The organism is Dietzia sp. (genome assembly GCF_036741115.1).
GTDB lineage: Bacteria > Actinomycetota > Actinomycetes > Mycobacteriales > Mycobacteriaceae > Dietzia.
The window spans coordinates 23,502-31,466 of record NZ_DAINST010000032.1; the positions used below are offsets into that span (position 1 = coordinate 23,502).

6 protein-coding genes and 1 tRNA gene are annotated in these 7,965 nt (G+C 68.0%); 1 reads left to right on the forward strand and 6 read right to left on the reverse strand.

Features of this window, described 5'->3' with window-relative positions; translation table 11 throughout:
* Window positions 1-22: 22 nt before the first annotated feature.
* From V7E05_RS06865 to V7E05_RS06885, 5 genes are all read right to left on the reverse strand, one after another.
* A complete protein-coding gene (locus tag V7E05_RS06865; protein WP_333618927.1) occupies window positions 23-2,116 on the reverse strand; it encodes an acyl-CoA dehydrogenase family protein in 2,094 nt (697 codons plus the stop codon).
* 103 nt (window positions 2,117-2,219) lie between these two features.
* Complete coding sequence (locus tag V7E05_RS06870; RefSeq protein WP_333618928.1) at window positions 2,220-2,534, reverse strand: GlsB/YeaQ/YmgE family stress response membrane protein; 315 nt, start codon at window positions 2,532-2,534, stop codon at window positions 2,220-2,222.
* A 207-nt stretch (window positions 2,535-2,741) separates the two neighbouring features.
* A tRNA-Pro gene (locus V7E05_RS06875) sits at window positions 2,742-2,815 on the reverse strand.
* 76 nt (window positions 2,816-2,891) lie between these two features.
* Window positions 2,892-3,875, reverse strand: a complete 984-nt coding sequence (locus tag V7E05_RS06880; RefSeq protein WP_333618929.1) for a metallophosphoesterase — start codon at window positions 3,873-3,875, stop codon at window positions 2,892-2,894.
* A 52-nt stretch (window positions 3,876-3,927) separates the two neighbouring features.
* A complete protein-coding gene (locus V7E05_RS06885; protein ID WP_333618930.1) occupies window positions 3,928-6,345 on the reverse strand; it encodes a penicillin-binding protein in 2,418 nt (805 codons plus the stop codon).
* Window positions 6,346-6,720: 375 nt separating this feature from the next.
* Here V7E05_RS06885 and V7E05_RS06890 point away from each other — a divergent pair, with 375 nt between their 5' ends.
* A complete protein-coding gene (locus V7E05_RS06890; RefSeq protein ID WP_333618931.1) occupies window positions 6,721-7,149 on the forward strand; it encodes a WhiB family transcriptional regulator in 429 nt (142 codons plus the stop codon).
* Window positions 7,150-7,233: 84 nt separating this feature from the next.
* On the opposite strand, the gene V7E05_RS06895 is transcribed toward V7E05_RS06890, so the two are convergent.
* The coding region (locus V7E05_RS06895) for an ArsA family ATPase (protein ID WP_333618932.1) at window positions 7,234-7,965 on the reverse strand (732 nt) is incomplete at its 5' end.

Below are 7,965 nucleotides of genomic sequence, written 5' to 3' on the forward strand. Positions count from 1 at the left end.
GATGTCGGGCCGTCCGGCTCGGCTAGGAGAACGTCGGCTTGAAGCCGGCAGTGTCGGCCTCCCCGGCGAGCGGGTCGACTCCGGCCTCGCGGAGCATCGGGACGTCGAGGATGATCTCGGGGATCCCGAACGCGTCGACGAGCGTGCCGGCGTAGTGCGAGAGCGAGCGGCACAGGCGGTTATAGGAGGCCGTGGCCGCCTTGGTGCGCTCGGTGGTGAGCCGGTTGTGCTCGAGGAACCACGCCTTGTTCTTGTCGACGATGTCGAGGAAGTACAGGTCGCACAGCGCGTCGAGGATCTCGGCGGTGTCGGGATCCTCCTCCTTGATCTCGTCGATGACCTCGACGAAACGGTCGAAGACGAAGAGATCCATGTGCGCGCGGCCGACCTCGAGGATGTGGTCCTGCGCGCGGTTGAAGGTGTCGAACGCCGAGACCTTGTCGTCGGAGTTCGCCTTGCGCAGTCGCTGCGCCGCGGTCTCGAGGAGGTGCTCCTCGCGGTCGGTGAGCAGCCGGATCTGGTGGCCGCGCTCGAGGAGGTCGGTGTTCTCGCGGTCGGTGACCGAGTCGATGAGCCGCTGCCACAGGGTCGAGGCGCGGACCCGCTCCTGGACCATGTCGCCGGCGCTGCTGATGACCTTGCCGACGAGCTCGACCGGGTCGAGATCGGAGAACTCGTGGCCGTAGGCGGTGAGCTGCTCCTTCGCGACGAGCTGCGTGAGCACGACGTTGTCGCCCTCGAAGGTGGAGAACACGTCGAGGTCCGCGCGGATTCCGGTGAGCCGGTTCTCCGCCATGTACCCGGCGCCGCCGCAGGCGAGGCGCATCTCCGAGACCGCCTCGTTGGCCCAGCCGGAGACGGTCGCCTTGATGCCGGCCGCGTGGGTCTCGAGCTGACGGCGCTGGATCTCGTCGAAGATGTCGGGCGTCGACTCGAAGTCGTGGAGCTCGGAGAGGATGGCGTTCTGCGCGATCGCGTAGGCGTAGGCGCGCGCCACGTGCGGCATGATCCGGCGCTGGTGCTCCCGGTAGTCGAGGAGCAGCGCCGGCTCGCCGGTCGACGGGTTGTCGAACTGACGGCGACGGAGCCCGTATCGAGTGCCGAGCGCGACGGCGACTCGCGCTGCGGCGCCGGAGGCCGCACCCACGGAGACGCGGCCGCGGATGAGCGCGCCGAGGGTGGTGAAGAAGCGGCGACCCGCGGACTCGATGGGCGAGGTGTAGGTGCCGTCTTCCTCCACATTGCCGTAGCGATTGAGGAGGTTCGTCTTCGGGATGCGGACGTGGTCGAACACGATGGTGCCGTTGTCGACGCCCGGGAGACCGCCCTTGGGGCCGTGGTCGCCGGTGGTGACGCCCGGCAGGTCGTTGCCGTTCTCGTCGCGGATCGGCACCACGAAACAGTGGACGCCCTGCGAGCTCTTCTCCTCGCCGGGGCCGCCGGTGACTAGCTGGGCGAACACGGCTGCAAAGCGCGCGTCGCGGCCCGCGCCACCGATGTACGCCTTCTGTGCGGCCGGGGTGGGGCAGTGGACGTCGAACTCCTGCGTATCGGGGTCGAACGTCGCCTCGGTGGCGAGACTCTGCACGTCGGAGCCGCCGCCGATCTCCGTCATGGCGAAACAGCCTGGTATCGAGACGTCGATGGTGCCGGGGATGAACTCGGCGCGGGTCTCCTCGCTACCGAGCTTGGAGACCGCGCCGCCCCACAGCCCCCACTGGACGCCGGCCTTGACCATGGTCGACAGGTCGACGTAGCCGAGCATCTCGAACGCCGTGAGCGCGGGCCCGGTCTCGCCCGTGCCACCATCGGCCTCGGCGAACGCGCCGCGGGAGAAGCCGCCGGCGGCGAGGGTTTTGACGTCGCGCAGGGTCTTGTCGCGGTACGCCGTGCGGTCGATGTCGAGTGCCGGAAGCATCTCGGGCTTGATGGACTCGCGCACCGACTCCCGGGTATCGGGCCAGCGGCCGTCGAGTGCCTTGAGCAGGAGCTCGGGCTTCGGTTCGGGGAGGCGGGTCTCGTGCGAGCTGACCGTCTTGTCCTCGGAACCCTCGTGCTCGGGTTTCTTCGCGTCCTTCTCGGGTGCCGGGTCTGTGGTCTTGCCGGAGTCGCTCATACTGCGAGGCTACCGAAGTGCGGCGCCTGGGTGGCGGCATGCGAGAGCCCGGTCCCGAGAAGGTTCGGAACCGGGCTGTCGAAGTGAATCCTTTAGCGGCGCACTACCTGTCCGACTTCCTGCGGCCGAAGATGAGCTTGATGATGCCCAGGAGGATTAGCGCGCCGACGAGGCAGGTGATGAAGCTGAAGATCCAGCCGCCGCCGGCGACGTCGACCCCGAAGGCCGTGAGAATCCAGCCGCCGACGAAGCCACCGATAACGCCGACGACGATGTTGAGGAAGATGCCCATCTGCTCGTCGGTCTTCATGATCTTCGAGCCGATCCAGCCGGCGAGGCCGCCGATGATGATCCAGGCGATCCAGCCGAGGTTGGGGGCGTACGAACTCGCTGCGAGGAAGGTCGTTTGAGTGTCCATGGCTCTCAGCTAAGCCCTCAAATCCGCTGAGCGATACCTGAACTCGGAATCGATGCCGAACTGTAACCAAAGTGGGACAGGGGATTTCGACGGGAACTCGGGTGGGAATGCGGCTGCGGAGGACAGGGAACCTGCGCGGGGCGGAAATACGAGGAACCCCCGCCGGGATCGCCAGCGGGGGCTCTTCTACCGTCTCAACCAACGGAGTCGGGGTGGCGGGATTCGAACCCACGACCTCTTCGTCCCGAACGAAGCGCGCTACCAAGCTGCGCCACACCCCGGTTGCTGAAAGCAGCAGGACATACCTTAGCGCACGGAGGCGGCAACTCCCTAAATAGCTGGTAGGCGGCCCGTGCTCTAGCCCACCGAGAGGGGCTCGCGCGCGCTGGAGGGGAGCGGTGAGGCCGGGGCCCTGTGGCCGCGGGACTTCTGCGGCGTGAGCACGATGAGCGAGGCCTCGGGGCGGCAGAACGTGCGCACGGGGACGTACGGCGAGTTCCCGATCCCCGCGGAGACGTGCAGTGTGAGGTTCCGTCCCCAAGCCGAGACGCCCTTGACCCGCGAACGGTCGATGCCGCAGTTCGTGACGATCGCTCCCGTGGGCAGGCACACCTGCCCGCCGTGGGTGTGCCCGGCGAGGGCGAGGTCGTATCCATCGGCGTCGAAGGCGTCGAGCACGCGCGGCTCGGGGGAGTGGGTGAGCCCGATGCGCACGTCGAAGCCCGGCCCTGCGGGCCCGGCGATGGACGAGTAGTCGTCGGCGCCCATGTGCGGGTCGTCGACCCCCGCGACGAGGATGCGCGCGCCGTTGAGACTGAACGAGAGCTTGCGGTGCGTCGCATCCTCCCAGCCGTGCTCGGTGAACGCGGCGCGGAGATCGCGCCACGGGAGAGGGATCTCGCTGTGCCGCTTCTTGCCGAGGCCGAGGTAGGAGAGCGGGTTCTTGGGGATTGGCGCGAAGTAGTCGTTCGAGCCGAACACGAAGGCCCCGGGCTTGGCGAGCAGCGGGGACAGGGCGCGCGCCACTGTGGGCACGGCCTTGTCGCTCGAGAGATTGTCTCCCGTGTTGATCACGAAATCGGGGTCGAGGCGCCCGAGGCGGGTGAGGAACGCGATCTTCGCCCGCTGGTGGGGGAGCATGTGCAGATCGGAGACGTGGAGAATCGACACCGGCGAGGTGCCGGGCGGGAGCAGCGGGAGCTCCACTCGGCGCACATGGTAGTTGTTCCGCTCGTAGAGCGTGCCGTATACCAGTCCGGTCGCGGCCGCCGCGACTCCCGCCTGCAGGAGCGCCTGCGGCGGAGTGATCGTCGAAGCGTTGCCTCTGCGTTCCCGTGCCATGCGGCCACGATACTCGCCCGCCGGGGCTCGCCGGAAGCCTCGCGGCGCGGCGCTAGGGGTTGGGGGCGATGGTGAGCGGGGCGTATCCGGGCACGTCCCGGACCTCTGCGCCGTCCGGTCCGACGGTGCCGCCTGCGCCGCCGCCACCGGTGTTCCCGCCGCTCGTTCCGCCGCCGTTGCCACGGCCGGAGGAGCTGCCGCTGCCCGACTCGCCGTCGGAGATGACGAGGGTCAGCGTGCTGCCCGGGACCGAGGTGTTGCCCTCGACGGAGAGCACCTGCCCGTACGGGACGCCCCCTCCGCTGGACGGGCGCGTCTGGACCTTGAACCCGGCCTGCTCGAGCCTCGAGGTCGCCGCGGACTGGCTCAGTCCGACGACTTCCGGGGCGTCCGTGGCGGCCGTGGTTCCGGCCTGGTACGCCGGATCGGGTTGGAACGGCTCGAGCGGGCCGCGAGCGTTGGCGATCGGTGAGAAGGCGTTATACCAGGTCCGCGCAGGCTCGTCGCCGCCGTAGAGGTCGCCCCAGCCGCACTGGCGCAGCGGCGTCGTGCAGAGCGAGGCGGTCTGCGAGCCGTCGTTGAACGCGTAGGTCGCGGCGGCGTAGCGGTTGGTGACCCCGAGGAACGCCGAGGAGCGGTGCGTCTCCGTGGTACCGGTCTTGCCGGCGATCGGGTAGCCCCAGCCCGCCCCCGCGGCGGCCTCCGCCGAGGTGCCACGCGGCTGGTCGTCCTTGCCCATTGCCACCGCGAGCGTGTTCGCGAGGCCCGCAGGGACCGCCTGCTCGCAGGGGAGCTCGTTGAGCGAGACCTCTCGGCCGCTCGAGTCGGTGATCGAATCGATCGGGCTCGGCGGGCACCACCTGCCGTTCGAGGCGAGCGTGGCGCCGACGTTGGACAGCTCGAGCGCGTTGACGGCGTCCGGGCCGAGCGTGAACGAGCCCTGGTTGTTGTCGATCGCAAAGTCCTGCAGAGACTGCCCGTTGGGCGCGGTGCCGTTCTCCGCGTAGCTGCGGAGGCCGAGGCGCACGGCCATGTCCACGGCGGGTTTGACGCCGATCTGCGAGATCAGATTGACGAATGCCGTATTCGGCGACTGGGCGAGGGCGTCGGTCACCGACAGCGAGGACGGGTAGCTGCCGGCGTTCTCGACGCAGTACATCCCGGGCGGGCAGCCGGAGGCGCCACCGGCGCCGAAGCCCTCGAGATTGAGGCGTGCCGGGACCGAGAGCGACGTGTTCGTCCCCATCCCCTTTTCCATGGCCGCCGCGACGGTGAAGATCTTGAAAATGGAACCTGCGCCGTCACCCACCATGGAGAAGGGCTGGGGCTGCACCGTTTCGTCATTGGACTGGTCCAGGCCGTATGGGCGCGACGAGGCGACGGCGAGCACCTTGTGCGAGTCCTGGCCGGGCTCGACGACGCTCATGACCTCGGCGACGCCGGGCTGGTGCGGTCCGCCGAAGTTGTTCAGCGAATTCTGGACCGAATCCTGCACCTCCTCGTCGAGGGTGGTCTTGATCGTATAGCCGCCGCGGCTCATGGTCTCGCGGCTGATGCCGTTGGCCTGCAGGTACTGCAGGACGTAATCGCAGAAGAAGCCGCGCGAGTTCGCGGTGATGCAGCCGTTGGGCACGGACTGCGGGCGGTCGAGCACGCCGAGCGGCTCGGCCTTGTACTTCTCGGCATCGGCGGCGGTGATCGACTGGGTGCTCACCATCGCGTCGATGATGATGTTGCGACGGTTCGTGGTGTCTTCCGGGTTGGTGTACGGGTTGTACATCGACGTCGACTGCACCATGCCGGCGAGCATCGCGGCCTGTGGGACGGTGAGGTCCTTGGCGTCGATGCCGAAGTAGGTCTTCGCGGCGGCCTGGATACCGAACGCGCCGTTGCCGAAGGAGACGAGGTTGAGGTACTTCGTGAGGATCTCGTCCTTGGACAGCTCCTTGTCCAGGGCGAGGGCCATGCGGATCTCACGGAGCTTGCGGGCGGGGGTGACTTCGATGGCCGCGCGCCGCTCCGACTCGTTCTTCGCCGAGACGAGGAATTGGTAGTTCTTGATGAGCTGCTGGTCGATCGACGACGCGCCCTGCTGCACCCCGCCCGAGGTGAAGTTCGTGAGGAACGCGCGCGCCGTGCCCTGCCAGTCGACACCCTGGTGCTCGAGGAAGCGGCGGTCCTCCATCGAGATAATCGCGAGCTTCGCGTTCTCCGAGATCTGATCCGACGGGACCGTGATCCGCTGCTGGTCGTAGATCCAGGCGATCGGCTTGTCGTGGGAGTCCGTGACCGTGGTGATCTGGGGCATGTCGCCCTTGATGAGGTCCGCGGAGGTGGAGGCCAGGGAACTCGCCATCTTGTTCGAGGAGAGCCCGGCCGCGCCCACGATGGGGAACAACGAACCTGCGAAAACGACTCCGGCAGCGATGCAGGCCAAGAGTAGTTTGAGCAGGGCGGGAATCTTTGGCACGGGCGGATCCTATCTAACGAAGCTGTGAGAACGGGCCCGTACGCGCCCATCGCGGGCGCATCCTGGACGGCTTCCTAAATGGAACCCGAGGGGCATATTTACTTTCGCGATGTGATTGCGGTAACAATAGAAGTGTCACCGTTTGTAGAGGGTGGGTGCCTCGGGGTTTCGGGGGACACTCGCGAAGCGGTCCGGCGTCAGATCGCCGGAGCTTCGTTGATATGTCCGTTATTTTCCTGATACCAACAGGCACGATGCCGGCTACGACGTAGACGATGGAAGTGTCCGGCCACGCCACCAAGGGCGGGTCGAGCAACGGTACAGGAGCGTCGCGTACCCCTCTGCGGGCTCCGACACGATGTTAGGGGCATTGATATGACGGCACCTGTGAAGTCCGCCTCCACCGGCACGGCGACGCCGCGCAGTAACGCAGCGGCCGGGTCCGCGACCTCGTCACCGGTAGTCGAAACGCCTTTCGCAGGAGCCGAATCCATCGTCGGCGAAGCCCGTCAGAAGTGGGTGGCGCAGGCGCGTTGCCGCGAGATCGACCCGGACGAGCTTTTCGTCAAGGGTGCTGCCCAGCGCCAGGCCGCCGCAATCTGCCGCCACTGCCCGGTGCTCCTCCAGTGCCGCGCCGATGCCCTCGACAACCGAGTCGAGTTCGGCGTCTGGGGCGGGATGACCGAGCGCCAGCGCCGCGCGCTCCTCAAGCAGCACCCGGACGTGACCTCCTGGGCGGACTTCTACGCCGAGCAGCTCGACCGCGCCACCGCGCGCGCCCAGGCCCGCGCCTCGGGCGAGTAGCGGAGGGCGAATCGCCGGTCGCGATTACCGCCCACGCGCTACGCCACGCACACCACGCCCCGCGCACAGCGCGGGGCGTTTGTCCTATTCCCTCCCGACGAGCTGATCGCCCAGCGAGCGCAGAGCCCGGAGGTTCGAGACCTCGAAGGGCAGCGACGGGACCCCGAGCACGGGGATCGACGGCCGCTGCTTGGTGAACCCGGAGATGAGCCGCACCTCCGCGCTCGCAGTGAGCGCGCGATCGGCGTGGATCCGCAGTGCCGCGGCGGCCTCGGGGTGGTTCTTCGCCACGCGCTTCGCGCCCGCCTCGCACTCCGCGGCGTCGAGATCGACGAGCCGCGGGTGCGTCCTGTTGATCACCACGCCGGCGAGCGGCATCTTCTCTTCCGACAACCGGTCGACGAAGAACCCGGCCTCACGCAGAGCGGGGGCCTCCGCTGTGGCGATCACCACGAACTCCGTGCCCTTGCGCCGCAGGATCGCCTGCGTCCGCGAGGCGCGCGTGGCGAAGCCGCCGAACGTCGTGTCGAGCGCCTGGACGAACTCGCTCGCATCGCGGAGCATCGAGGACCCGACGACCTGGGAGATCATCTTGAGCGCCCCGCTCATCGTGCCGGCGACGATCTTGCTCATCCCGCGACCGGGCGCCGCGAGGAGCCGCATGAGGCGCGAATCCATGAATCCGGCCAGGCGGGCCGGTGCGTCGAGGAAGTCGAGCGCATTGCGTGACGGCGGAGTATCGACGATCACCAGGTCCCACGTGGAATCCTCGAGCAGCTGCCCGAGTTTTTCCATCGCCATGTATTCCTGGGTGCC